This is a genomic window from Sutcliffiella sp. FSL R7-0096 (assembly GCF_038595065.1).
GTDB lineage: Bacteria > Bacillota > Bacilli > Bacillales > Bacillaceae_I > Sutcliffiella_A.
The window spans coordinates 4,543,612-4,569,517 of the sequence record NZ_CP152003.1; the positions used below are offsets into that span (position 1 = coordinate 4,543,612).

At 41.3% G+C, this 25,906-nt stretch carries 20 protein-coding genes and 1 pseudogene; 1 reads left to right on the forward strand and 20 read right to left on the reverse strand.

What is annotated here, in order from left to right; all coding sequences use genetic code 11:
- Nucleotides 1-7: 7 nt before the first annotated feature.
- From MKY77_RS23280 to MKY77_RS23320, 9 genes are all read right to left on the reverse strand, one after another.
- Nucleotides 8-1,489: a glycoside hydrolase family 32 protein gene (locus MKY77_RS23280; RefSeq protein ID WP_339147984.1), complete on the reverse strand. Its 1,482-nt coding sequence runs from the start codon at nt 1,487-1,489 to the stop codon at nt 8-10.
- A 116-nt stretch (nt 1,490-1,605) separates the two neighbouring features.
- On the reverse strand, nt 1,606-3,207 hold the full coding sequence (locus tag MKY77_RS23285) for an extracellular solute-binding protein (RefSeq protein WP_339147985.1): 1,602 nt from the start codon (nt 3,205-3,207) through the stop codon (nt 1,606-1,608).
- Between the two features lie 214 nt (nt 3,208-3,421).
- Nucleotides 3,422-4,324 carry a carbohydrate ABC transporter permease gene (locus MKY77_RS23290; RefSeq protein WP_339147986.1) on the reverse strand — a complete coding sequence of 301 codons (903 nt, stop codon included), beginning with the start codon at nt 4,322-4,324 and terminating at the stop codon, nt 3,422-3,424.
- Nucleotides 4,325-4,339: 15 nt separating this feature from the next.
- Nucleotides 4,340-5,245 carry an ABC transporter permease subunit gene (locus MKY77_RS23295; protein ID WP_339149897.1) on the reverse strand — a complete coding sequence of 302 codons (906 nt, stop codon included), beginning with the start codon at nt 5,243-5,245 and terminating at the stop codon, nt 4,340-4,342.
- A gap of 294 nt (nt 5,246-5,539) precedes the next feature.
- Nucleotides 5,540-6,184 (reverse strand): DUF624 domain-containing protein, encoded by a 645-nt coding sequence (locus tag MKY77_RS23300; RefSeq protein ID WP_339147987.1) that lies wholly within the window; start codon nt 6,182-6,184, stop codon nt 5,540-5,542.
- Between the two features lie 1,034 nt (nt 6,185-7,218).
- On the reverse strand, nt 7,219-7,452 hold the full coding sequence (locus tag MKY77_RS23305; RefSeq protein ID WP_342515542.1) for a hypothetical protein: 234 nt from the start codon (nt 7,450-7,452) through the stop codon (nt 7,219-7,221).
- Nucleotides 7,445-8,767, reverse strand: coding sequence for an ABC transporter substrate-binding protein (locus MKY77_RS23310; RefSeq protein ID WP_342515543.1), 1,323 nt, complete (start codon nt 8,765-8,767; stop codon nt 7,445-7,447). The genes MKY77_RS23305 and MKY77_RS23310 overlap by 8 nt, the downstream gene beginning before the upstream one ends.
- Before the next feature lie 25 nt (nt 8,768-8,792).
- Nucleotides 8,793-10,385, reverse strand: a complete 1,593-nt coding sequence (locus MKY77_RS23315) for a response regulator transcription factor (RefSeq protein WP_339147990.1) — start codon at nt 10,383-10,385, stop codon at nt 8,793-8,795.
- Complete coding sequence (locus tag MKY77_RS23320; RefSeq protein ID WP_339147991.1) at nt 10,366-12,153, reverse strand: histidine kinase; 1,788 nt, start codon at nt 12,151-12,153, stop codon at nt 10,366-10,368. Before MKY77_RS23320 ends, MKY77_RS23315 begins: the two co-directional genes overlap by 20 nt.
- A gap of 1,006 nt (nt 12,154-13,159) precedes the next feature.
- Between MKY77_RS23320 and MKY77_RS23325 the strand changes: the two are divergent.
- Nucleotides 13,160-13,560: pseudogene (locus MKY77_RS23325) on the forward strand (hypothetical protein); the annotation flags it as partial.
- 73 nt (nt 13,561-13,633) lie between these two features.
- Here the strand turns inward: MKY77_RS23325 and MKY77_RS23330 are convergent.
- The 11 genes from MKY77_RS23330 to MKY77_RS23380 all read right to left on the reverse strand — a co-directional run bounded on the left by MKY77_RS23330 (nt 13,634) and on the right by MKY77_RS23380 (nt 25,900).
- The gene (locus MKY77_RS23330) at nt 13,634-14,539 is read right to left on the reverse strand and encodes a Ppx/GppA family phosphatase (protein ID WP_339147992.1); all 906 of its coding nucleotides are present in this window, start codon (nt 14,537-14,539) and stop codon (nt 13,634-13,636) included.
- Nucleotides 14,540-14,622: 83 nt separating this feature from the next.
- On the reverse strand, nt 14,623-15,720 hold the full coding sequence (locus MKY77_RS23335) for a plasmid pRiA4b ORF-3 family protein (protein WP_339147993.1): 1,098 nt from the start codon (nt 15,718-15,720) through the stop codon (nt 14,623-14,625).
- A gap of 107 nt (nt 15,721-15,827) precedes the next feature.
- Nucleotides 15,828-16,142, reverse strand: coding sequence for a multidrug efflux SMR transporter (locus tag MKY77_RS23340; protein WP_339147994.1), 315 nt, complete (start codon nt 16,140-16,142; stop codon nt 15,828-15,830).
- 1 nt (nt 16,143) lies between these two features.
- On the reverse strand, nt 16,144-16,479 hold the full coding sequence (locus tag MKY77_RS23345; RefSeq protein WP_339147995.1) for a multidrug efflux SMR transporter: 336 nt from the start codon (nt 16,477-16,479) through the stop codon (nt 16,144-16,146).
- A gap of 68 nt (nt 16,480-16,547) precedes the next feature.
- A complete protein-coding gene (locus MKY77_RS23350) occupies nt 16,548-17,117 on the reverse strand; it encodes a TetR family transcriptional regulator (RefSeq protein ID WP_339147996.1) in 570 nt (189 codons plus the stop codon).
- A 215-nt stretch (nt 17,118-17,332) separates the two neighbouring features.
- Entirely contained in the window at nt 17,333-20,998 is a 3,666-nt protein-coding gene (locus MKY77_RS23355; protein WP_339147997.1) for a S8 family serine peptidase, read from the reverse strand.
- A gap of 315 nt (nt 20,999-21,313) precedes the next feature.
- Nucleotides 21,314-21,466: a DUF1540 domain-containing protein gene (locus MKY77_RS23360; protein ID WP_339147998.1), complete on the reverse strand. Its 153-nt coding sequence runs from the start codon at nt 21,464-21,466 to the stop codon at nt 21,314-21,316.
- 676 nt (nt 21,467-22,142) lie between these two features.
- Complete coding sequence (locus MKY77_RS23365) at nt 22,143-23,045, reverse strand: NERD domain-containing protein (RefSeq protein ID WP_339147999.1); 903 nt, start codon at nt 23,043-23,045, stop codon at nt 22,143-22,145.
- A 74-nt stretch (nt 23,046-23,119) separates the two neighbouring features.
- Nucleotides 23,120-24,424, reverse strand: coding sequence for a trypsin-like peptidase domain-containing protein (locus MKY77_RS23370; RefSeq protein ID WP_339148000.1), 1,305 nt, complete (start codon nt 24,422-24,424; stop codon nt 23,120-23,122).
- Between the two features lie 694 nt (nt 24,425-25,118).
- Nucleotides 25,119-25,343 (reverse strand): hypothetical protein, encoded by a 225-nt coding sequence (locus MKY77_RS23375; protein ID WP_339148001.1) that lies wholly within the window; start codon nt 25,341-25,343, stop codon nt 25,119-25,121.
- Nucleotides 25,344-25,429: 86 nt separating this feature from the next.
- Nucleotides 25,430-25,900 (reverse strand): DUF600 domain-containing protein, encoded by a 471-nt coding sequence (locus tag MKY77_RS23380; protein ID WP_339148002.1) that lies wholly within the window; start codon nt 25,898-25,900, stop codon nt 25,430-25,432.
- Nucleotides 25,901-25,906 lie beyond the last annotated feature (6 nt).

Sequence of the window (25,906 nt, forward strand, 5' to 3'; positions counted from 1 at the left end):
TTACCCTTCACTTACTCCAGATTGATTTAAGAGGTGTAAGTGTTAATTGACGTACGTTTGCCGTTCCTTCTTTTGAAAATAAGCTCACCTTATCTGCTTTTTCATCAGGAAAAATCAGGCTGGTAACTGCAACCCTTCCATTGTTTGCAAAGACCTCAATGGATGACGCGTCCAGGAATACTTGAAGATTTATTGTTTTGCCTTCCATGTTCAAGGGGGCTTCCTGGATAGTAGCGAATGATTCTGAGAAGCTATTATCACCTGCAGCCGTACGATCAACCATTAACACTTTTTTCACTGCATCATAGGTGATGGTTGTTTTTTCCTCCTTGGAATTCAAGACGGATAAACCGAAAGAATTTGCGGTCTCTTTTTCGAATTCAATCTCTATCTCTGTTAATTCACTGATCTTGTAAGAAATCGATTCCTTTCCGTCAAGAGCTAGATTTCTAAATGACTCCCCTCCCCCGCGAATGCCATTGATTTCCGCTACAGGTAACTGCACGATTCGCAGACCTGTGGACGTGGTGGTTAAGGATAATTCTCTTGGTAATGTCATCGCACTGCGCCATTCTTTTGTTGGCACTTGATTAGCATAGCGCCAGTTGCTCATCCAGCCAATATAGATTCGTCTGCCATCCTCTTGTGGAATATCAGACCAACTGACACCTGCATAGTTATCTCTGCCATAGTCCAGCCAAAGAACTGTTTCTTCGGAATGTTGATTCACAAAGGTTGTGCCGTCAAAGTCTCCGACAAAATACTGTGTTCTGGATCCTTCTTTGAATTTTGGGTTATCTCCAATACTTACAAGCATGACCCATTTCTTGTTTTCCTGATTTCCATCAATGGGCAATTGGAATAAATCCGGACATTCCCAAACTCCGTCATGTGACCCTTCATGTAAACCAAACAGACTGGCAAACTCCCAATCTTTCAAGTTAAGGGATGTGTAGAGGGTAACGGTTTGACCTGTTGCGAGCACCATCACCCATTTGTTTGATTCTTCATGCCAGAACACTTTTGGATCACGGTAGTCTGTAATGTCCACATCAGAAAGGACTGGATTCCCTTCGTAAGTTACCCATGATCTTCCATCATCTTTGCTATATGCCAAGCTCTGACGTTGTCTTGGCCGCTCTGTTCCTGGATAGTTATCTGCATGTGTGAAAATTGCAACCAACCCCGGGGAGTCCTCAAAAAAACCCGTAGTATTATTCCAATCCACAACCGCGCTTCCGGAGAAGATGGCACCATACTCGTCCGGGTATAATGCAATAGGAAGCTCCTCCCAGTGGACCATATCTTTACTTACTGCATGGCCCCAGTGCATCGGCCCCCATGTCGTACCATGCGGGTGATATTGATAGAATAAATGATACTCTCCATTAAAAAAGACCATTCCGTTCGGATCGTTCATCCATTTTTCCTTGGGAGAAAAATGAAATTGTGGCCGATGTTTCTCTTTATATTGAATTTGAACTGTCATGAACACTCTCTCCTTTTCGGGGCTTTCTCCTGTCTACAAGGAAAATGCCGGACACCTCCCAATCTACTGACAAAGAACGTCCGTATTCCGTGAGGTGACAGGCACTTGTATAATGTTTACTGTCTATCGAATCCTGCTTGTTTAATTTCAAGCCATTCCGATAAACCTAAGCGCTCTAATTCTTCTAGATATTCCGGCCATTCCGCTTCGATTTTTCCATTGGTAATCCATTCTGCACGCTTTCTGTTTACATATGGAATCAAGTCCGCTTCAATTTTGGCAAGGCGATCAAGTTCCTCTTTATCGAAAAATACTCTCGGGTAGATATTTTCTGCTTTCATGTGTGGTACCATGACTTCTTTCATCAAGTTCAATCTCCACGCAGCATCGTCAGGCTTGGTTGTAACCGTACCATAGTAGCTGTCTAGAATGGCAAGAGGTCCACCGACAGAGGTTTTTTCACGCAATTCAACAGGTGCCGTACCGTCGAGAGGCAAGTGTCTTAGCATTTCTTCCTCTTCATCCCACTCAAAGATGTTTTGTTGTTCTTCATCGCCAAAGGTGCCCCAGTTGTTTTGTACGGATTGTGTTGGATTATACAGTTCATCAATCCATTTTGCTGTCAATTCAAGGTTTTTATTGGCACTTGTAATAACCATTCTGGAGCGGTCAAAGCCCATTCCATTGGTTCTTGTGACGTTCTTGTGGCCATCTGGTCCGAATAAAGGAGGCATTAAATCGTATTTGTCGTTCATACCTGTAATATTTCCTTTATCCCATGTGAAGTACATTCCATAGCGTCCTTCTTGTCCTTTGGCCACATATGCAGGCCATTCATGCTCAAATGCCTCAATGTCAAGAAGTCCTTCATCATACAAATCGTTCATAAATTTGATTGCTTCGATGTATCCTTCGTCCGCTGCAGTCAATTTTACTTCGCCATCATTCGTCACTACTGTGCGGTCCCAGTTATCGCCAAGGCCGAATGCTCCAAATAGGAATCCTGGATCTTGTCCACCATCATTAATGATAAAGGACATAGGGATTGTTTGGCCACCTCCTGCAGGATCGTTATCTCTGAAGGCAATCAATACTTCCTTCAATTCATCTGTCGTAGTTGGCATTTTCAGTCCTAGTTGATCTATCCACTCCACATTGATCCAAGGGAAATTATCAACAGAATGAATGCTTTCTTTCCCTTCTCCTAATTCTTCAATCCAAGGAAAGGCATAAATATTTCCATCAGGAGCTGTCATCATCGCCTCATATTGAGGAGCTTTCTCCAAAACAGCTTTCAGGTTTGGCATATAATCTTCAATCAAATCGTTAAGTGGAATAATTGCCTCGTCTTCTGCAAGCTTTAACAGTTCATAGTCACTGAATGCAGCATTTTTGATTGCATCCGGCATTTCGCCAGTAGCCATCGCAAGGTTTCTTCTTTCTCCAAACACTTCACCTGTGAAGTTTCTCCACTCAATGTGAACGCCTGTTTTCTCTTCTAATCTTTCATAAATCAACTTTTCGTTCGGATCATTAGGAGCCAGCGGAGAACTCGATGTCATTATTTTCAGTGAGATATCTTCCTGGTCCAACGGGAAGGTAATATCCTCTAACTCATAAGCATCGGACCATGTCTGTTCTGCATTATTAGAACAACCAGCAATCAATAATACACTTGCCAGCAAAGAAGCCATCAGTACTTTGTACATTTTTTTCATAACCTAACCCCACTTTTCATTTTTATTGGCTCTTTTCTCAAAGATTGTTGCTATATCCTTGTAAAAAGTCGGCAATTGGACTTTTTACTGCTTTCATACTCTATAAGGTACAAGTAGTTTCTTAAGTACTGCAGGGAAAAGAGCACGAAAGTAAGGAAAATAACGGTTAATGTATCCATACGAAAAAGCAACAAAGTTTACGAAAAGAGCCTTTTTATTTTAATGACCCAACCATAACGCCTTTTTCAAAATACTTCTGGAAGAATGGATACATAATCAATAAAGGTAAACTTGCCACAACAATGGACGAGTATTTGATCATTTCTGCAATTTTCTGCATCTCCGCACGAGCCAGTTGATCGGCAATCATACCTGGCTGTACCTCGTTCTGGATGAGTATTTCACGCAATACAAGTTGAAGCGGATAGAGTGAACGGTCATCCAGATAAATCATCGCTTGGAAATAAGCGTTCCATTGACCGATAAAGGCGAATAGTGCCAGTACAAAGATAATCGGTTTGGCTAAAGGCAAGACGATTTTCCAGAAAATCATCAAGTCTGATGCACCATCTATCCTTGCGGCCTCTTTCAGCTCATTTGGTATCGCTTTAAAGTAGGTCCTTGCCAATATAAGATTCCAAACTCCCACTGCACCCGGGAGAATAATGGCCCAAGGTGTATTCAGCAATCCCAATGAACGGACGACTAAATAGGTCGGAATCATTCCCCCATTGAAAAACATGGCAATCAAGAAGAAGATAACGAAGAACTTTTTCCCGACAAGATCGTCCACTGATATTGCATAACCGGCCAGAACGGTAAAACTGATGGCTACAAATGTAAATCCTGATGCATATAGGACAGAGTTGAAGAAGCCTCTCATAATCGTTCCATCTTGGAAGATTCGAATATATCCGTCAACCGTCCAATGTTCAGGGTTGAAGGACAGTCCTTTTGTAGCCAGGATTTGCGGCTGTAAAAACGAGCCAAGTAGGACATATAAGAGAGGGACTGTAACAACCACTACAACCAGACTCAACAACACTTTATTGACCAGAAGAATTATCCGGTCTGTTTTTGAGCTGTTTAGTAAATGGGTACTTTTAGAATTACTCATCGTTTTCCTCCTTTCCTAATAAAGCGTTTCGCCTTTAAGTTTTTTCACTACTTGATTCGCTGTTGCTAGCAATACAAGACCAATCACGGTATTGAATAAACCTACCGCAGCACCGAAGGACCAATCTCCTGCCAGGAGCCCCCGCTTATACACATACGTATCGATAATTTCAGAAGCTGGCAAGTTCCGATCTGTTTGTAACAAGTAGGCTTTTTCAAACCCGACACCCATAATTCCTCCAATTGCAAGAATGAAAAGAACCGCCATCACTGGCTTCAGTACTTGCAGATCAATATGCCAAATTCTCTGTAGGAGGGAGGCACCGTCGATTGTTGCTGCATCATGCAGCTGTGGATCAGAATTGGATAGGGCCGCAACATAGACAATGGATGCAAAGCCTGCTCCCTGCCATATACCCGATGTAATAAAGATGGTCCTGAAGTAATCAGGTTCGGACATAAATGAAACAGGTCGATTCATAAACAATCCAAGCAACCCATTGATCGGTCCTGCCGGAGATAAGAAGAGAAACAGCATCCCGGCTATAACTACCGTCGAAATGAAATAAGGTGCATAGATAACCAACTGGATGTTCTTTTTGATTCCCGACCTCCTGATCTGATGAAGCATAAGAGCCAATATGACCGGTACAGGAAACCCAATCAGCAATTCATAAGAACTCAGCTTTATCGTATTCAGGAAAATTTGTAGAAAGTTTGGTGAGGTCAGGAAACTGGTGAAATGGGCTAAACCAACCCAGTCGCTTCCCCAAATTCCTTTTGTCACACTAAAGTTCTGAAAAGCAATCAGCACCCCATACATTGGTATATAGTTGAAAATAAAAACAGATAATAAAGCTGGTGCCAAGAACAAGTAAAGAGCCCAATTTTTCTTTATGTAGGCCATACGGTTCCTCTTCATTTTTTTTGTTTTAGGAACTTTCGTGACCTGAGTTGTAATGTCAATCGGCTTGTCCAGAGGTTCTAAACCCTGACTCATCAATATCACCCCTTTATATATTTAGTAATTTGTCCAACAAGTTTAGATAGCGCTTTCTTAGTTCAAATATAGCGTAATGAAAGAAAAGAATAGTTTAATATTTTTGGGTTAAGTGTTTTAATATTTTCGGCAGTTGAAACCGGTTACACCCCTGACAAGCATAAAAATAAAAACCCTCGCTAAACACGAAAGGGTTTCTCAAAATCTTGAATACTATCAAAGCACTTCAGAGGGATAGCTCTCAGCATGTGAAGCTTTTTCTTTTCTCGGAAAGGAATAGGAAGCCACTTTTGTCATGAAATAGGCTGCGAGACTTATACCGAAAACGAGTATTAATGCCGGAAGTACCATATAAGCGTAAGCGACAACTGCAAGCAATGAAAGCAGGAAGATGGTATGAAACGGTTTTGCAACAGCAAGAATCACCGCATGTAATGGGTACTGCAAGAGCTTCAATTTAAAATGAACGAAGATCGGGACTATGTACAATAGAGTCAAGAGATAGAGAATACCTATGACAACCGTTGCACTTGCCAAAGCCAATTGAGGAATGCCGTTTTCCATCCCCTGCAGCACTCGGATATCCAAATATAAAATAAATCCCACTATTATCATCAAATATCCAATTACGTTGGACATGATAAATTCTGATTTAAAATGGCCCCAGAAGGATTTAATCACAGCTATATCTTCATCCTCTATCATCATTTGTTTTAAAACTGCAAACATCGCCGCAGTTGCGGGAAAAATTCCAGCTATCAAAAGACCTGATATAGAAAATATGATCCATAAAAGGTTGAGTAATACTAGATTAAATGCCCAATTTCCTAATCGAATGTACCATTGAGACATGTCAAGCATAGGATGCACACCTCCATCACAATGACGGAAAACACTCCGTCTTCCCTCTCACTTTATCAAAAATGACTGGGATGATAGTTTAATATTTTTGGTTGCGGACTTTTAATATTTTCGGGTATTGGAAACGCATTCAAAAAACCCCATAAGTTTTATTGGGGGTTCAGACTGGTGACAAACTAAAAACTAGTTAGGTTATCTGTTGGAAGAGTTGATCTTCGTTGCAGGAGCTTCGCTTTCCAGCGGGCGGTCCGGAAGCCTCCTCGGGCTAACGCCCTGCGGGGTCTTCCCTGTCCCTTCCTCCCGCAGGAGTCTTCGCTCCTTCCACTGCGATCAACTAGAGAATTTCATTTTTTTCAGCTTTGTCTTCACACTGAAAACCCCTAATAGTTTTTCTGGGGGTTCAGACTGGTGACCAACCTAAAATTGTTTAAATTCTAGTTTTTTTGTAATCTAATTTAAGTCGCTTGATTTTCGCATCCGGCCCACTTATCCAGAGGGCGACCTTGAGCCTCTCTCACTACAAGAGATCTAATAATGATGGCTTCCACCTACCTCGAAATGGTTTTCCATATATCCGATGATGACAATTTCAACAGAAATCCACCTTCGAGATTGTCTTCATACACCCGATGATGACAATCTCAACCGAAATTCACCTTCGAGATTGTCTTCATACACCCGATGATGACAATCTCAACCGAAATTCACCTTCGAGATTGTCTTCATACACCCGATGATGACAATCTCAACCGAAATTCACCCTCGAGATTGTCTTCATACACCCGATGATGACAATCTCAACCGAAACCCACCCTCAAGATTGTCTTCATACACCCGATGATGACCATCTCAACCGAAATTCACCCTCGAGATTGTCTTCAGACACCCGATGATGACAATCTCAGCCGAAATTCACCCTCGAGATTGTCTTCAGACACCCGATGATGACAATCTCAGCCGAAATTCACCCTCGAGATTGTCTTCATACACCCGCTGATGACAATCTCACCCGAAATTCACCTTCGAGATTGTCTTCATACACCCGATGATGACAATCCCATCCGAAATTCACCTTCGAAATTGTCTTCATACACCCGATGATGACAATCCCATCCGAAATCCACCCTCAAGATTGTCTTCAGACAGCCGAGAAAGTCACCTACACTAGCCGCGATATGGAACGAAGGATACGCAATAGCTATTGCGTATGACTTTGTCCACACACTGAAACCCCCAATAGTTTTATTGGAGGTTTTCATCTCATTCATTCTCCTCTAAGACATTGTTTATCTTCTCAACCGCTTCATCTGCCGCTTCCTTTACATCCCTACCTTTAATGCCCACATCTTCAAATAATACCTTGACTGTATCGCTAATTACAGAATAGTAGGGGGTAACCGGCCTGTTTTTGGAGTGATTCTGACCTTGTTGAATAAAGATATTCTTGGGATACTCGTTAAACTGAGGAAGTGCTTCTGCAACTGAATATCTAGCAGGAATTTCCCCCGTGATCTCGACAAACTTTTTGGAGCCCTCATAACTTGTCAGGAATTTAACGAGTTCCCAGGCCTCATCTGGATACTTCGTTTGGGACGATATCCCTACAGCCCAGCCTCCGCTAGGAGCCACCTGATACTCCCCCCTCGGCAACGGAGCGACTCCAAAATCTTCTTCTAGTGAAAAGTCTTGAATGTTCTCTAACTGTCGCAAATCCCAGGATCCCAAAATGGTCATCGCAAGCTTCCCCGTTTCAAAAGCTGCTGGGGGCAATTGCATCGTAGCCACATTATGTTCGAGATAGAGGTCTTGATAGAATTGCAGTGCTTTTAAAGATTCTTCGGAGTTCAAGTAACCTTCTGCTGTGGTTCCGTCAGGACTCAGTATACTTCCGCCGAACTGCCATAGAATAGGCATCTTAAAATAGGCGGGGCCTTCCCCGTCCGTGAATCCCTGAGCTGGATCTATTCCATATACTTCTTGATCAGGATTGCTAATTTTTAGTGCAATCTCCAAACCTTCTTCCCATGTCAACGGATTGTTTGGATCTTGTGAAGGAAAAGGGATGCCGGCTTTTCTAAACAAATGCTTATTGTAATACAGGGCAATGCTCGATTCTACAATGGGTGCAAGATAAATCTCCTCTTCAAAGGTTAATCCGGCAATGGTGGGCTTTGAGATGTCAGCAATATCGCCTTCCTCTTTCATGTACCGATCTAAAGATAAAAGCGATCCTGCATTGGCATAGAGCCCTAAGTTGGGACTGTCGATTGTCATGATATCCGGGTGGTTTTCGGCAGCCAATTCCGTACGAAGACGCAATTCATATTCCAGTCCCCAATACTGTGCCTGCATATTGATTTTTATATTGGGATGTAGCGCCTCAAAGTCCGCTACTAATTGTTCATACGCAGCATTGAATGACGCATTTCCTAGATTGCGCCAAAAGGTGAGCTCTATTTGTTCTACATTTTCCGCTTCCTCTCCGTTTTCCACCGTTTTATCAGAGAAGCCATTTTCAAACAGGACATACCCTGCTGCTATGACCAAAGCCACCATTACAAGGATAAGGGCTATCTTTTTCATAAGATCACCTTTCTTTCTATTTACCTCAGCTGTCACGGTTAATGGATTTACGATAATCTGCAGGTGAATAACCAAATTGTTTTTTGAAAACTGTACTGAAATACCCTGAATTGGAGAAGCCGACAAGGTGCGCAACGTCAATGATCTTAAGCTGTGGATCCTTTAAGAACTTTTTGGCATTCTCCATTCGCAGGCAATTTAGATAATCGCTAAAATTTTGGCCTACATGATTTTTAAAAATCTCGGATAAATAAGCACTATTAATATGGAATTGTTTTGATAAGCTGGAGAGTGTAATTTCGCTAGCATAATGGGACTCGATGAATCGTCTTACATTTTCCACCAATTCAGAACCACTTGAAGAAGATCGGACTTCCTTAACCTTCTGTACAATGGCTTGGGCCAATTGTTGAAGTTGCTCTTTCACCCTGATTTGGGAATTGAGTTCCCATATGCTTTGCTGACAATTCCAGATTCTATCTTTCATCTCCACCGTATCCACGTCATATTTTCTGGCAAGTGAGCCCAATAGAAATAGAACCCGGTTGGCCAGAAAGGAAAATGCCATCATGGAGAGATCTCCTCCTAAAACATCTTGAAGGGAATCTTGGAATGCCCTTTGGTCGGCATTTTCTATGGCATTCGTAAGTCTCTTCTCCACATCTAAGGTGAAGTTGAATACCTCGGTTTGAGCCGTCCCTTCAATCACCTGTGAATGTCCCCCAACCTGACTTTGACTCCAAGAGAGCAGTGCGGAAATATACCCATTCTTAAATTGCTGAAAACCTTTGACACCCTTTCCGATGCCGATAACCGTTTCTACTTTCAAATATTCTTTTACTTTGGCCTGCAAGTTTCTGATAAAATGCGATGAATGCGTTAAGGGTGCACCATGCTTTTGATGTAGGAAGTGAATCATATTAGAATAGCCTGCATCATAGAAGAAGTGTATACCTTCATTCCTTTCAGCATATTCCTTGCAGAGCATCTTGAATGGGAGCAGCAGCTTCTTCAATTCATCGGGATTTCCTTTTGCACTTCTCATTTCTACCGTTACGAATTGAACCTCGGTGTTCTCCTGTGCCAAAGTCTCCAGTTGCAACTGCTTTAACCTATCCTTGGCTACATTAAATTCCGTAAATTCCTCTTTCACTAAATACAGCAAATACTGTTCGCGCATCTCTTCCAGCTGGTTATGGACAACACGGCTTATGCGCTCCGATTCCAATCGCTTTTTCTTTTCCATATCTGCTTCGTGGCGGATTCGTTGCAGTGCATCCGCCAGTTCATCAGGAGCAACTGGCTTTAGAAGGTAGTCTTTTACTCCAGCCTTCATCGAGGATTTTGCATATTCAAAATCAGAATAGCCCGATAGCACAATCACTTTTATATCCGGGTACTCCACATGGCATCGCTTGACAAATTGCATCCCATCCATGATGGGCATGCGAACATCTGTAATAACGATGTCCACCTCTTTTTCTTTCAGAATCTCAAGGGCTTCCTGGCCATTTGCTGCCTCAGCTACAATTTCAAACCCTGCCTGTGCCCAATCCACTTTCATTCGGAGCCCTTTGCGTATTTGAATTTCATCATCACTAATCAGCACTTTCATCATGTATATCCCCCTTAATTTTTATACATAATGTAATCTTGGTTCCTTTGTTTTTCTGAGAATCAATATGAAAGCTAAAGTCGTCCCCATAATAAAGCTTCAATCTAACCAGGACATTCTTCAACCCGATACTTGTCCCTTTACTTGCCAGGACGTTCGTTGAATCCGTCATATCTGCATTCATCAAATCCAATTTGACTTCTTCTGACATCCCGATGCCATTGTCTTCAACCGAGATGAATACATGGTCCCCTTCTTTAACTGTCTTTATATTTATTTCTGCATGGGTGTTTTCCATAAAGCTGTATTTGGCTGCATTTTCCACAAGCGGCTGTACGATAAATTTGATTATCGGCAACGATTTTGTTTCAGGTTCCTCCACAATACTAATCGAAATAGCATCTTCGTACCTGACTTTGAGAATGTCTGTGAAATTGCGTATATAATTAATCTCCTGGCCCAAAGGTACAACATCGGTATGGGTATTCAACGAATAGCTCATCATCCTCCCTAAATAGACACTGACATTGATGACGTCTTTGTTTTTCCCCTGTGCTGCCAAGCCGCCAATAATCTCAAGCGTATTATTCATAAAATGAGGATTGATCTGGAGAAGCAAGGCTTTATATTCTGCATCTTTTCTTCGAAGATTTGCCTCATACTCAATTTTTATCAGCCTATTCAACCGGTCAACGGTCTGGTTAAATACTTTAATGTGATAGCCAACTTCGTCGTTTGGTTTCTTTATTGTAGGCATATAGTGTGTTGCACCTGTGAAATCTCCCCGCTCGATATATTCCATCGCTTTGGTCATCTTGCCAAGAGGTCGTACGATGGTGGTGGAAAACAAATAGGAAGCGAGAATCGTCAGAATAAAAATGATTCCAGAAGTATAAAGCAATCGATTTTGTAATTGATTTACTTTGGAAAACAACTCTGATTTGGTGATTTCACTGAAGAGAATCCAATCCCCTACAGAAAGTTTTTGATAGAAAACAAGATATTCCTCCCCATTGTGAGAACTTTCTATCAGGCCCTTACTACTTGCACTATTCACTATTTCCCTTAAACTATCTTTTAGAACAACCTCTGGAGTGCTTACGCTTCCTGTCAGAACATTTTCACCGGTGCTGCTCAATAAATGCACTCGGCCATTTTCCCCTAGTGTAACTTTTTCTAGGGCTGTTTCTAGCAAGGTTGATGGCAGATTCACTTTTATCACTCCGGATTGATGAAGCGTGTAGATATCATATAAAGGGATTACAAAACTATTTACATAGCTTTGTACATATGTTTGCTGATAGGCGTCTGTATGGGCCTTGATCCATCGTTGGTTTTTCCCTGAGTACTCTTGAAACCACTCGACCTCAGAGAGAAAGGGATGATTTGTCCATATTCCGGTGCCATCATTCAAAAAAACGGAAATGGACATGGTATTCGAATTATTTGAGGTCATCGTGAACAGCCAGTTTTTTAATTCATTTCGAATAAAATGGAGCTCGGCCAAAGAGGCATCGCCGCTCTCTTCCAACTGTAGCCATTGTTGGGTGGTCTGGTTCACTAACACCTGCTTACCAAGATCCTCTGCTTGTACCGTTACAGAATCCATATATAATGAATATTGATCCATCATATCAAGGGTGTTGTTTTTAGTCTGATCTTCAATAACCGAAGTAAACCAGCTTGGTATAATAATAGATAAAACAATAAATGGAACCGTTAACAAAAGTGTAAAAATAAAAAATAGTCGATTTCGTAAGGAAAAAAACATATTGGCCCCCAGGGAAGATATCATAGTAAGTAATAATTCTATTTTAATGGAATAAAGGTCTCATTTATAAGGTAATATTTTGCTGTCATACTATTCTTATAAATTAACAGATGAATCGGTGGCTGTCACTGTTGCATTTGAGGATTAATAATTAGAGAAGTATGTTTCAAGTTGGTTTATACTTTTTTGAGTCACAGGCTGAGGATGTTTTGATAGTTAAAAATAAATGCAAAAAATGCCCAATTACCATGGGGTTATTGGTTTGATGACTCGCCTATTAAGCTAATCTTTACATTCAGTCAGGTGATAGCACTTATCTGCCTTGTATTTACCGGGCTGCCATACCTGCCACTAGCGACTTCCACCATTTTGAAGTTGGCCGTTAGTCACGTAAACCGGCAGCGGGTCGGCTTTACCAACCTTTTAATCCGAGTTTCGTCAAATGTCCGAAGATTTTAAAAAGTTGGCCGAAGTTTTGGAAAAGTTGACCGAAGTTTGGTGGGAAATGTCCGAACGAAATTTTGGAGTGTCCGAAGGAGGTTGAAAGTTGACCGAACCTCGCTGCCAATTGTCCGAACCCTTAGTCTTTTTTCCCTTCAATTTTCCGAAGCAAAAGAATAAATGTCCGAACCGAATTTTTCCGACGAAAACACCTCCACTTTCTATCTAAATGAAGCTATTTTTTATCCGCCGCCGCTATAGACAGTGAACGGAAGTAAAAACAAAAAAATATGATGTGGAGATCCCTTTTGCTGTAGTTTAAAAGAGAAGTGGAACGAGGGTCCTGTCCCCGCGATCCCCCACCACTTACTTACACAAAAGGTTTTTCATTTGGCTAATGTTGTGCCGCTTCCACATTTACCAGCACCCCATTCCACCAAAAAACTATCTCACTAAACTATGCGAGAATAGTCGATATATCCCGAACTACTATAAATCCCCTATTACCAACCCAATAAACTCAATTAATCAAACGATTGTTCAAAAATAATTATTCAAGAAAAGCATGATAGAATAAGCCTTTGCAGTAGATGCTATCCTTGCTGCAGTTGCACTTGCCGTCATGCTTCCGACAACCAGCCTTCCGACAATCGGTGGCTTAGACGGCGGACATTTTGCTGTTTTTCTCGCAGGTGGGATCATCGGTTTGGTCGTCATGCGATTTGCGGGCAGCTATTTTGTCACCTTGTTGATAAACGCCCTGGACTTGAGACAGCTGCATTCTTTGTGGTCGGTTGGGTAGGGGTAAAACTTGGGGTGTACGCACTTTCCCACCCGGAGTTGGCAATCCTTTCAGAAGGATTTGCAAAAGGAGCTCCATGGAAAATTACATTCTGGTCCGTACTTGTGCTAATCGGGGTGCTTGGGTGCATGTTTTCTAAAGAGAGAACAAACGTGGAACATTGATGGGATGGGTCGCAGGGCCATGGTTGGTCCCTAGACCCATTTTACTTTGGCAAAAAAGGTTCTCTAAAATTTGTTAATCGCTAGCCCCTTGGCTTACCAAAATACCGTCCCTTATTGTTCTTTTGCTGAATATGAAATACGGTGCCTGGACTGTTTCGATTAGGTCAGCTATCGCTTCGATGCCTGGTAGGATAATGTCTTTCCTTTTTTTAGAGAGTCCTGCTATTTTTGTTCGTTCATTAAGCGATAATAGCGAGAGGTCCCTAGCGATAGATTGTACCTCCTCCAGTTTCATCTTGTGTTGCTTTGAATGGTGTTTGGCCTGATATATTTTCCCTAAATTACGGGCAGTGCCTCCGATCCCGATTATCGGTTTCTTGGCATCCCTTAACCAAGAAACAGTTTGGAAATTAGAGGATAGAAAGGAACGAAGCTTGTTTACCTGCATCCTAGATACGTGGGTGGTAGAGGTAAATTCGGCATTTAAGGAGACAGCACCAAATGGAAAGCTGTGGTATTGCACCAATTCTCTATCTTGAAATAAAGTAACTTCGGTACTTCCACCCCCTATATCGGCGATGATTCCATCCTTCATTGTGATAGAATCAATCACTCCTAAATACCCGTAATACGCTTCCTCATATTCGCTCAAAATACGGAATGAGTAACCTGTATTCATTTTAATCATCGAAATAATTTCTTCTTGATTGACCGCTTTTCTCATTACTGCTGTTGCAAACCCAATAACTTCTGAAACGCTTAAGGAATCAATCACCTGTTGAAATTGTTTTAACGTGTTCATGATGAGTTGGATTCCCTCCTGGCTCAGATGTCCATTCGCACTTAAAAACCCTATAAGCCGTGCTGCAACTTTTTCTTTTTTAATTTCTTCATAGTTTCCTGCAAGATCAATCGTATAGATAGCTAACCGAATAGAGTTGGATCCCAAGTCTATTAGTGCCACAACCTTTTCTTTCATTCCTTTGAGACACCGCCCTTGATTTTTGGCACAACATTCCTAGATCTAAATAATTTCTAAAACAGTTCGACTCATCTGTCCCCTCAAAACTTCCTCAACTTCCAATTAACTTCCCGAATATCAAACTCCTCATACCCCTGCATCTCTCCCCATTCTTTTGTTTGGTGGTGATCTTCATGGGATGGGTCGTTTATAATGGTGAGGAATGTCTCATAGCCCAGCTCTCCTCCCACATCTTCAGGCGGGGCATTGCCTTCACCGTCATTACAAATGGGGAAGTTGGCCGTGTAGTCATCAATAGCCTCTTCTACTTCAATTGTGTGCTTCCAGCCATCACCAAAATCATAATGATAAACAACTTTCGCCTCCACATAATCCTTTAGCTTTTCCTCTGTTTCCATTTTCATAGGAACCCCTCCCTGATAGGCAAGGGCCTCATCATTACAAACCAGGTTAAGGTTTGGTCGATCATGCCATCCGGAACCGTCTTCCTTCTTCTCAAAGATTTCAAAGTCATGAAGATGGCTATTTTGCCATGTGAAAGCAGTCTGTAAAACACTATGTAACTCTGGGAAAGTGATGCCTGCTGGAACGGTAATCCGCCTCCAGACATTGTACTTTTCAAGCTCCAGTGTGACCTTCAGCACCAATGCTTCCGTATTAAATACAGGTTGCCTTGAAAACTCCTCCAAGTCCTTATACATCTGAACATTTGGGTATAAATAAGCCTTCTTCCCGTCTCCGACCAACATGGAACTGATCCACTTGCTCATTTTTACTTGCACGAGTGAATCCGGTTCCCAGAAACTCTCTCCAAAATGCACTGCTTCACATGCCTTATTCAACCTTGCAACCAACTTACGGTCTTTCGTTTTGGTGTAAATCGTCTCTGTAGAGGAATTCAGATATGCTTCAATGACTTCCTCCTTGATAGATTCCGCCTGAAAAACCTCACGGATCGCATCCTTGATCAAGAGGTCAAAATTCTTCTTATCCTTCGCTTTCAAGCCATATAGCACAATGGCATACCGATTTTTATCATTGACCAAAACGAAGAATTTTGCCCTGCCAAATTTCATAAAATTAGCGTGCCACCCCAGCAGCGGATTACTTTCTTCGTTAGTTTCCCCAGGCGTAATTTTCAACTCGTCAAACAGTTTCTTCGTACATTGAATTAACATATGGCCTCTCCTTTAATCATGTTGCTTTGATTTTATCATAGGGATGGACGAAAGGGACAGGCACTGCGTCCCAATCGGGGTGTTGTGCCTGTCCCTCAACCCATCACTCAAGATACCAACTTCAAACCAGTAACCCCAACGATGATCAGTATCAAACTAAAAACACGGGAACCACTTTTGGATTCATCAAAGAAGAACATGTTGATGAGGACGGCTCCGGCTGTTCCGATTCCAATCCATACTGCATAAGCGATACTTAATTGTAGATAGGCAAATGCTTGATATAGCAGGAAAAAGGACATCCCGAATCCTCCTAGGAAGAGCGAGCCCGTTTTGATCGTTTTGTTGGTGCTGAACAGCTTCAGCCCGATGACACCGATGATTTCACTTATTGCTGCAAAGGTCACAAATAGCCAACCCATTTTACTGCACCCTTCCTTCCGTTTTGTTATCAGCTAGCTTTAACCCGATCACACCGGCTACAAGCACTCCGATGAAAAATAACTTAAGCATATTAATACTTCCTTGGAAAAGAAAATAATCCATCAAAACTGTTCCAATAGCCCCAACTCCCGCGAAAACCGCGTACACGGTACCAGTGGGAAGTCCTTCACACGCTTTTGCCAGAAAATAAAAATCTATGCCGATAACCAGTATGACTAGTGCCCATTGCCACACAGTCTGAGCTGTACTGAAGCCATAGACCCACACCATCTCCAGCGCACAGGTAATGATTACATAAATCCAATATTTGTTCATGCTGATTCACCTCTTATAGATTTTATGAATGACATTCATTCATTTTGTTCAAAAAATTAAAACACACTTCACGGACGTAAAGCATGTTCCAAGAAAGTCAGTAATTCTGCCTTCTGTTGTGCCTCATTTTCAGCTTCATATTCATTAAATAAGAAGACCTGCTCTGCTGCAGATTCTATCATTCCGAGTAATAATTGGGAGGTGCGATTTGGATCAACCGTATCCCTTATAAGTTTACGGCTTTGATTTTCCTCCAAAATAGAAGCTACCTGTTCATATAACGGTGTGTAGATGGTTTCCCATTTGCTGATATGTTCCGTGGTGGAAATACCTGCATAGACAATGGCAGAAACATCGCGGAACTCACCTGTTACGTGGAAAATGGCCTCCACCAATTGTGTGAGCTGCACCTCTAATGAAGCCTCAATCGATACATTCTCTTCAATTCTTCTCATAAAATTCAAGACAATCTGCTCTGCAACAGCAGGCATAACCGAAAGCTTAGAAGGAAAATACAAATAAAATGTCCCTTGAGCAATCTCCGCCCTCTTTACAATATCCGAGATCTTCGTTTTTTCTATACCCTTCTCCTTAAAAACCTCAATGGAGGCCTGAATGATTTTTTCCCTTTTATCCACTACATCAACTCCTCCAACCACAATGACTGAATATCATTCATTTTAGTTTAGGAGAGAAAATTTGTCAAGGAAGCAGGAATTGGTTCTCGTCCGCCGCGTCTCAGCATTTCTATAATATAAGAAAAAAGGAGCGAAGGAATTCTCGCTCCTTTAAAAATCCCCTTATTAGTCCCCACTTTAAATCAAAAATGGGTTACCCATCTATCCTTAACCTACTAGTTATTCTTTTTCCCGTTATCATGTGGAACCGTCACTGTTGCTGTTGCTTCAACAGTGTTTCCAGCATTGTCTGTTGCAAGATAGGTGATCGTATAGACTCTTCCTTTACCATTACCATTTCTAGATGCACGGACTTGGAATTCTGTATCTTCTGTACCAAAGCTTGCCCCTTGGATGTCCGCTTCAGGTGCTTGTTCGTTAATGGTAATAGACTTCAAAGTTACGGAGGCAATACCGGAATGTGCGTCGGAATAATCAAGGGTTGCCTTGATTGTTTCGAGTTTATTGTTAGGAGGGAACAGCTTCTCTTTATCAACTTTCACTGACAGCTTTGGCGCTGTTTTGTCTATCTTTACAACGACTGTCTTCGTTCCTTCCACATTTCCTGCAGCGTCTTCACTGCGGTATTCCACTTTATTTTCCCCTTCTTCCTGCAAGGTGAATGGGCCATTATAGGACTTCCACTCTCCATCATTTACACGGTATTGCGTACTCACTATCTCTGAGTCAGCATCCGTTGCATGGAGGTTGACCTTTACATCAGAAATATACCAACCATTTTGACCTGCCTGTCCTTCAAGGGAAGCTTCTGTCACAGGAGCGTCCTCATCCACACGTGTGATGGTGAATGTTTTCTCTGCTCTGTTTTGGGCTTCGTCCACTACGGAAAGCTTCACGGTGTTTTCACCAAGCGTCAAGCCAGTTACTTCTGTTGTAAATGCACCATCTTGGTCTAATTCCACAGGGAAAATGCCTACTTTTTCGCCATTACTGTTCGTGAGCTCATATTCTACGGTCAGTTTCTCATTTACATCATAGTCTTGGCCGAAAATTTCCTCGACTGTTGACTTAAAGTCGATGTAGGAATCGTTGATGCTTGCTGAAAGCTCATAAGAAGCGCTACTAACTGTGTAAGAGTTGTTCACCTGGATAACAGGTTTTGTCGTCTTGATATAAACAGGTCCTGTCCATGCGAAAGCACTTGCTGTTGTTATATCAATTGTGTAGACACCATCAGGTGCTAGGCTTGTACCAGTTGAACCCCATGGAGTATACCTTCCATTGAATGCTAATGTTTTCATACCTGTTGTTGTTCGGTTAGTGGCGAGAAGGTAACCTAAATAACCATCACCGTAAAAACCTCCCTCAGGGTTAGATGCATCCCATAATTCAATATAGGTGGTACCCTGTTGATTCCAGAATTCGTATCTTACCGTTGTGCTGTCCAATAGTCCATCGTTATTTGGAGAAATATCATTGTGATCTAGAGAAAAACTCTTCAACCCTGTCGGCGGCGCAAAATTCGCTGCAAACGGCAAGATTAACTTGGTCGTTCCGTTATTGATATGAACATAACCCAAAATTTCATTTCCATTGGACCCGGTTCCCGCCGGTACATTCAAGGATACTTTTAATGTTTTTTGGTCTGTCAAAGTAAAACTTGATTGATCTACTGTGACATTAGTTGCTGCAAGAGAACCTGTGGCAGCCTTTGTTACTTGGACAGTGACATCGTAGTCACTGGCATTGCCTGTTAAATTTTTTACGACAACATCTTTTGTGATCGTGGTCGCAGAACCTGTCGGGACATTCCCGAATGTGATGGTTCCTTTTACATTGTCTCGCGTGACATTGCCATAGGTTGTCTTATCCTGCGCATACGCAAGTGCTTCTGTTGTAGCCGCTTTTAATGGTTGTACACGGCCAGGTCCCTGAGCAAATACATCAAATCTTGTCGTATCGAGTTGCTTGGCAGTGTTGGAAAGAGCAACTTTGATGTCAAATGGCGTCCAATCTGGATGCTGTGATTTAAGCAATGCTGCAACTCCCGCTATGTGTGGGGTTGCCATACTCGTACCTGTGTAACGATCAAACGCCTTTGTATAGTCAGCATTAGGATAATCTTTTGCATATGCAGGTACCGTGGACAAAATGTTTGTTCCCGGAGCAGATACATCCGGTTTAATATCAAACACCGGGTTTGCAGGACCCCGGGAGCTCGAGGAGTTCATTTCGTCTCCTGCCGTCTTGTCATAGGTATAATCCTGGAAGTTTACTGTACCCTCTCCTGAATTTGCGTTAAGGGCACTAACTAGAGCAAGTCCAGCCTCTCTTGTCATATCAAAAGTCGGGATGAAATCAAATCCGTCCCCAAGACTTATTTTGATATGACCGGCAGCATTATTGTAAATGATGATTCCCGCCGCACCTTCCGCTTTTGCGGCTGCAACCTTGTCGACAAATGGCGTCGTACCACGTGATACTACCGCAATTTTCCCGTTTACGTCTTTATTAACATAGTCCTTTGGCTCACCCCAGCCACCAATGGCGACCAAGTCCTTCGCACCACCAGACAGCTTGTCCTCTGCACGAGTTCCGAATTCCCATGCCATTAGCTTTAATGGGCTCGTTGTAGTTGTGGAACCAACTGAAGACGTTCCTGTTGCAGCAATGACGTCTTCCTTCACAGTGGAATTTCCAACCGCAATCCCGAATGCAGCTGTTGCCGGGTTACCAATCGTCCCTCTATTAGGTCCGCTGTTCCCTGTAGCAATGACTGCTGTCACTCCTGCCATTGCTGCATTATTAATAGCGATGGCATCAGATGCTATCTGACTGTTGGAGCTCCCTCCAAGGGAAAGGTTGATGATGTCCATCCCTTCCTCTACTGACTTGTCAATTCCAGCGATGATTCCGGATGTTGCCCCGCTTCCATATGCCCCTAGTACTCTATAAGCATACAAATCTATTTTTGGTGCAAGACCAATCATGCCATAAGGGTTTTTACCTTGGGCTGCGATTGTCCCTGCTACGTGCGTTCCGTGGGTAGTGTAGAAGGAACTTCCATTTGCATTGAATTCCGCTCTATTGTCAGGTCTATCTAGTGGAGATGTTTCATAAGGGTCATCAAATGCTCTGTCTCTTGCGTACCCGGTTGTATGTGGAACAAAGTTGAATCCACCCTTATAAACTCCCTCAAAGTCCGGATGGTTATAATCAATTCCAGTGTCAAGCACGGCAACCTTGACGTTTTCACCTTCGTACCCCATGTCCCATACTGCTGGAACATCTAAATGATTAACACTTTCGATATAATTAGGTGCATTAGTATTTTCCGGATTGGAAAGGGCCTGAACCTCTAAATCCGGCTCTACGAGAACGACGCCTTCTAGTGCTGTTAGTTTTTCCACATCACTTTCTTTCAACGTCAATACCAAACCATTGATGGCAGAATCGAAAGTAAATCCTACCTTCGCTTTTATTCCTTTCTTGCTTAACTCTTTTTCAAACTTTTTATGTTGCGCGGCAACTTTATTCTTTACACCTTGTTCAGATGCTTTGGAAAAGCTCTTGCCTTGGAGCTTATTTATCCCCTTTACCATTGCCACTGGAAGCTCGTCCAATTGAACAATGACGGATATTTCCTTGTCGCCTTTCAAGTTTTTCAGATCGGCATGTAAGCTTGGACGGTTCGCAATCGCTGCTTTTTGTTGGGCAATATGATTCTTCATTTCGGATGCTGCTTCACTGCTTAATTGATCCTTCAGAGAGTTCGTTGACTGTGCTTGATTAGCTCCAACAGTAGGTGCAAATAACGAAAAGACTAGTAAAAAAATTAATAGACTACTGCATATTCTGCGAAAATACTTCTCTTTCTTCATTTCCGTTCCCCTTTTTTTTCTTTTTTTGTAAAACAAATCGAGCTAATCCCCCCTAAATATGTATATTCTGCAAAATAACCAGGCGGAATAATCAGAATTACCTGGTAATTTAGACTATAATATATGTAATAGGCATTAGATAGCATTTTTGTTCTACAAAGTTTTCAGGAAATGTCGGAATATGGGGTTGGTTAAGGGCACTTTGAACATGATATGAATTTGCAAAGGGTTATCAGATTTTGACTAATACTTCTTTCTATAACACAAATAAAGAAGCATGGAATCTTCCACATGCTTCATCTATATTTCCAATATTTATTCGGGTTTAAATGTTTTACAATCTATTTCATGACTTGTCTCCGCTTCTTTTCCTTTGTTGCTGGCTACGTAAATTTGAGGAGCTCCGCATTTGTTTCCTGATTTGTTATATACACAGTTGTTTACTTCACATAGAACATCCTGTGCCATAAGTTTAGTCACCTCCTTGTAACTATTTAATTATTTATTTACTACCCTTTTTTTCTATTAAATAACATGGAAAAAGAGAAGGAAGCGCTCCTAACGACATTCCCACCTCCCAATATGCCTTATGCAAGATACTGCTTACAACCACGAAAAGAATTCCATGTCCTATTCTTTTTAGAAGAGTTGTCCACTATTTTGGGGCCAGGGTTGGTGCTGGTTGGAATAATTGGGCTCATTTTTAAACTCTTCCCTTGCCTCATGACAAATAAAACTTATCTGCTGCTAGGAAATCCTCCAAACCAACTTATCATGACACTGGCTCTACAAACCCATCACTATCTCAATATACCTTGCAAAATTAGTCGATATTTATCCTAACCCTCTCATCCCTAATTTAAAGCGACAAAAAAGTTTTTTATTCAAACGTTTGATTGAATTTTATTATATGATGATATTGTGAATAATCTTCATGAGGGCAGACAGGAAAACCTAATGTTAAATACGAAAAAATACAGGTAATGACTTAAAGAAGGGGACAAAGAGATCGGATAAAAGGAAGGTTAAAGAGGAGAATAGAGCGGAAATCCAAAGGGAAAAAGTTAGATAGTGCAAGAGTCTAGGCTCTAGAAAAAATAACCCGAGGTTAATGTGCATTAACCTCGGGTTATCGGTAACATTATCATAGATTCAGAGAAAAAGTGGACTTCATCCTTGTCCCATCAGCCTGCCGAGTATACCTACAAACTGGAAATCCACTACACCCATAAAAAGATCCATATTTACCTTTTTTGATAGTAAGCTGCCCACCACATTTCGGGCATAATTCAGCTATGGCTTGGTTAAGAGTCTGTTTCTTGACTATCGGGTTTGTAGCCGCCGTTTTCTTTTCCTTTTGCTTATCCTTTATCGATTTCACATGTTGCTTATGTACCATTTTCTTTTGCTTTCCATCCTGAATGACCAATTGCTCTAAGGCTTTATTGATTCCTCGCAACTCCACCTCACTTATTTGACGATTTAACGACTCCCTTATGACCTTGTTTAGTTGCGGGATTTGGATAATCCTTGCAGAGCTGAAATCGTCTTCAAATTTCAACGTGGACCTGGTGGAGAAAGCAATGATAGATTGGTAGTTATAGTGCTCTCCAAGGTAACTCTTTAAAGCCTGGATATGCCCATAGTTCTGCCAAATAGGATTCAAAAATTTCTCTTTTCGCTTATAGATCACCTGCGTCCAGTTGCGGTGGTTTTCCTTCCCGAAGATCCATCCATCATAATGCTTTGTCTCAATAACAAAGATTCCAGTCGGAGAAGTCACCACATGATCTACTTGAGATGTACCACCATTTACACTTGGTACATATAAATCATGATACACAGTGAATAATGGTCCCAGTTTCTCTAACTCCTTGTTCACAGCCCTCTCCCCAACAGCCCCTTTTATCCTGGAATAGTTAGCTTTTAAATAAAGCATTCCTGCAAAAATTAGAAAAGGTACAACGATAGGAACTAAAAAATACAACACTGGTAATAAAATTATGCTACCTACAAAAATAACTACGACTTTCTGGAGATTGGACAAAGTGACACCTCCCTTTCTGAGTCATAGGGACAGGCACCGCGGCCCACGGAGGGTGGGGCGGCGTTCCTGAGCCCTCAACCCTCCTCTTCATTCTCTTCCTCTTCGTACCATTCATCATCTTCATTTTCTAAACTCTCATCATATTCATAGTCCCACTCACTTTCCTCGTACTCCACCTGTTCCTCATCGTACAAGTACCAGTCACTTTCCTCGTATTCATAATCTTCGTCTTCCTCATAATACCAATAGTCATCCTCATACTCGGCATCTTCCTCATAGTAGTCGTAGTACCAGTAGTCCGTTTCTTCGTCATAGTAGTATCCTTCGTCGATGTACCAATCGTAGAGCCAGTCGTTGTCATATTCCCAGTATTCATAGTAGGAAGAATCGTCGGAGTAATAGCCCCCATTGAAGTAGCCGTATTCAAACAACTCCCACAGGTAGTCGTAATAATAAATTCCATCAGCATAATAAAATAATGAAGCAATTTCTTGGTCGGACATTGGATTTTGGATCCATGCTTCTATTAGCTCTACAATCGTGTAGATGGGAATGCTAAACCCAATATTGGTATCTCTCGTGTCCTCAGCGGAATTGATGGCAATGATTTTGGCCGTTTTTTGGGATAATAATGGACCGCCACTGCTTCCTGGAGAGATTGGTGCAGAGATTTGGTAAAGGTCTTCATAGATGAAATTATCAATGTAAAAATCTCTGTTTGTCCCGGTTATATAGCCCATAGTTGCGGTATTCTCCAGTCCAAGAGGGCTCCCCAGGGCGATGATTTCTTCACCAATAACGGTGGTATCTTCTGTTTCCATTTTTATTGGGATTCTGTTGGTGAAATCCGGGACGGACAGAATAGCCACATCAATCTCATTTGAATATCCTATTACTTTTCCTTGATGCTCTGTGCCCTGTATGGTGCGAACAACTACATTCACACTTCCTTCCACAACATGGGCATTTGTCACCACAATACCTTCCTTATTGTATAAGAAACCAGACCCCTGACTTTTATCAGTAAAAATGGTGTAGACTTGCTGCTGGGCCTCCGCGATGATATCCGTGAGCTCTTTGACTTTCTCTGCCTTTGGTTCCTCTATTTTCACCACAGGCTGCACTGGTTGCTGCTTTTCTTCCTCGTGTTTCACCACTTCTTTTGCTTGCTGTGTCTGTGTAATCTGCGTCTGTATGGGTGCCTGCTTGCTTTCCAATATGTTCGTAATCTTTATAAAGACCAGTCCGCTTACCGTGAAAAATAGAAGAAGCACCATTGTAAAAATCAAATAAAGCTTCCAGTTACTCTTCCCTGTTCCACATCCACTACAGAACCAATTACCCTTTTGTTTTTCTATGCCGCATTTTGGACAGTACATAAAGTCCCCCCTCGAACTGTTTAGTAAAGATAAAAAGGAATAATATAACATTATTATACTCCTAAAATCCTATCCGAAAGGATAATTTTATAAATTTTGTAGTTTTAGGGGGTAAGGAGCCAGGAAGCTTGACCCGTTCTCCTTTACTCAAACTTGAGGGATTATAAATACAGGTTTATTGGAATTTTATGTCAAAATTAGGGGAGTTAACTTATGTTAAGTCATTCAATTCGAGGTGATTTTATGTTTTATTGGGTTTTATGTATATCCATGATACTCTATATTCTGGGTTTTATCATAAACAAACAGCATAAACAATTATTCTCCAGCACTTCTATCCACATGAGATGGTGGTTTAGCTCTTCAACCATTGTATCTTTAGGCATCTGTATCGAACAATTATCAAATGGTGTCCAAAATATAAAGGTGTTGGTTTTTGGCTCCATTTCTTCCCTTTTATTTCTAATAATCTCTTGGGTTACAAAAGATGACTTACCTCGCTAAAATATTGGTAAAAGGTTCAAGGGTTCTTGTTCCTTCAACCTATAAAATATTTTAAAGCGAAGACAGCTCAGCGCTCCTGTCACCACAACTCCCTTCTACCAGTTATCAATTGCTTCTTGAAAATTGTTCTCAAATTGGCAAGGCGGTTAAAACTTAAGCCCTTCCATCTCTTTATCTCCACCTTTAATACTTACAAACTTTCTAGTAGAGTTTTATAAAAATAATTACAGGCTTCTTCTTCAGTACTAAATCTCTTTATTTGTGACCTCAGACCTCTTTCACTATAATATACTTCCCATGTATTTTGACTTTTGTTTAAACAAAAAGCTTCATTAGGTAATCCCCCATTTAAATTGTATAAATCACTAGGAACATTTTCATTAATTAAGGTTTGCTGTAATTCTTGTTTATTCATATTATTCATCTCTCCCCTTATACCAAAAACGGATTGACATGCCTACACATACAACTTCCTTCTGAAAAAAACCTTGGCTGCTTAAGCTAACCAAGGTCTTTAAGGTAATTTCCCTTAACTTCTTCAAACCACAAATCAAAAATATCATCTGGCAGTAGTTCGGAGTCAGTCGAATAAACTAATTCGTATTTATATTTTCCTTTTAGGCTATTTTGTTTTACATTATAATGTAATTTCATTTCTGTTGGCATATCTTTATTGAACTCTTCACATTTCTTATGAATCAGCTTTAGATTTTCATTACCTATTCTAAGTGCTGCCTTTTGCCTATCTCTCGAAACATCATAAGCTTGATTATCTGATTCTTTTACAATCTTGTTTAACTGATGTTTATGAACTACTGCTCCTTTGATTTTATAAAAAAAGTCAAAAACATACATTTTAGGTTCATATGAACAATAAATAAAAATTTCATCTGCTTTATTTTCTACGTACTCTAAACAAATAGCCACCATGTCTGCTTGTAATTCTGAAAAATAATCCTCAAATACCTTCATTTAATC